Below are 1,893 nucleotides of genomic sequence, written 5' to 3' on the forward strand. Positions count from 1 at the left end.
AGAAGAAGGTTTGAATTTGTGGAGATGATGCCGCAGTACGACGAACTCAAAAAAATAACCATTGAAGGCATCAATATAGGAGAAATGCTAGAAGCCATAAACGAACGCATAGAGTATCTTTACGACAGAGATCATGCTATAGGACATACCTATTTTATCTCGCTAAAAGATGATGCGGATATATCGGAGCTAGCTTCAATCTTTAAAAATAAAATTTTACCGCTACTGCAAGAATATTTTTACGACGACTGGGAAAAGATAAGATTGGTCTTGGGCGACAATAAAAAGCAAAAAGATAGCAGAACTCAGTTTATAACCAAAGAAGAGAAAAAGGCTAGTGATTTATTTGGAAGAAAAATCGACGATATAGATGATAAAGTCTTATACAAGATAAACGACGAAGCCTTTAACAAAGCTCAAAGCTATATAGAAATTTATAAGTCATCAAGCGACTAAGATGGCACGAATGAAACAGAAACAAAGGACGCTAATCGAGTTTGAGCGCTTATATCAGAATGATAAAAATATAGATAAAAACGACTTTGGCGATATAGAAAATTTTATCCTTAAAAATAGCGATGAAAATGCTACGTTTTTAAAGATAGGAAGCGGAAGCGGCGGAAAATTTATACAAGCAAGAAACTACGTAGGTGTTTTGCAAACAAAAAGCGGCCTAACGATAGAGATTTTGCCTAAAATAGCGAATAAAGTGGATAAAAATGATACCGATAAAATAGACGGATTAAAAAACGTTTTTCTAAAAATGCTAAAATCGCTTAAAGATTTTCCCTTTAAAAGCTCAAATTTAGCTGGTCTCAAAACCCAAAATTTGCCGCTTTTAGAAATTTTTATCTCGATGTTTTTACGCGAGCTTGAAATCCTTGTAAAAAAGGGAATAAAAAGCGACTATATAACGTTAGAGAATAATCTAAAATTTCTAAAAGGAAAGCTAAATATAAATGAACAGATCAAAAGAAATACTATCCACAAAGAGCGATTTTATGTAGAATACAGCGAGTTTTTAAGCGACATAAAGATAAATCAGATCATAAAAACAACGCTTAAATTTCTATACAAAAAGTCAAATTCCAGTAAAAATCAGCAAAAAATACGCGAGTTTTTATTTATATTTGATGAAGTTTCGACGTGCAGTGATTATAAAAATTTCTTTACAAACTATGTAATAAACCGCCAAGTAAAGCACTACGAGCAAACGTTTTTATGGTGTAAAATTTTCCTTTTAGGCAATTGCTTCACTCCGCATAAAGGCGACGATCTAGCTCTTGCCTTACTTTTTGATATGAACCTGCTTTTTGAAAGTTATGTCGGAAATTTTATTAAAAAAAAGCATGCAGATATTAGATTGCAACATTCAAAAAAGCACCTTGTAGAAGAGCCAAGGAGCTTTAGATTAAGACCTGATATATTTTTAGAAGGCAAATTTATAGCCGATACAAAATGGAAAGTTATCGATCAAGATGATAAGGAAAAAGAAAAGAACAATATCTCGCAAGCCGATCTGTATCAGCTATACGCTTACGGCAAAAAACACGAGTGCGATAGGCTCTATCTCATCTATCCAAAGATAGACAGCGCGGAGCAAGGGTCTATGGAATTTAAATACGACGACAAAATGCTACTTAAAATTTTATACTTTGATCTAGAAAATGACTCCAAAAATGACGAGCTTATCAAAAACTTACTAAACTAAAGCTATCTTTCTTTTTTAAGGAGATCGAAATTTTTCGCTTAAATTGACTATTGCTTAGTTGTATATTTCAAAATGCCGGAAAAGTAGTATGGTAAAACAAGAGATACAGCAGGGATTAAGCATAGAGATGACGCCGTATAGATATCAAGAAATATCTAAAATAATAAAAAAATTGCACGACA

1 protein-coding gene and 1 pseudogene are annotated in these 1,893 nt (G+C 32.9%); both read left to right on the forward strand.

What is annotated here, in order from left to right; all coding sequences use genetic code 11:
• Window positions 1-456 (forward strand): annotated as a pseudogene (locus tag Q0257_RS10745) (ATP/GTP-binding protein); the annotation flags it as partial.
• Window positions 457-466: 10 nt separating this feature from the next.
• Entirely contained in the window at window positions 467-1,711 is a 1,245-nt protein-coding gene (locus Q0257_RS10750) for an McrC family protein (RefSeq protein WP_298024731.1), read from the forward strand.
• Window positions 1,712-1,893: the final 182 nt, after the last annotated feature.

The organism is uncultured Campylobacter sp., assembly GCF_938018035.1.
Lineage (GTDB): Bacteria > Campylobacterota > Campylobacteria > Campylobacterales > Campylobacteraceae > Campylobacter_B.

Coding starts and splice junctions, on each gene's coding strand:
- Q0257_RS10750 (WP_298024731.1), top strand. CDS start 467: ATGAAACAGAAACAAAGGACGCTAATCGAGTTTGAGCGCTTATATCAG.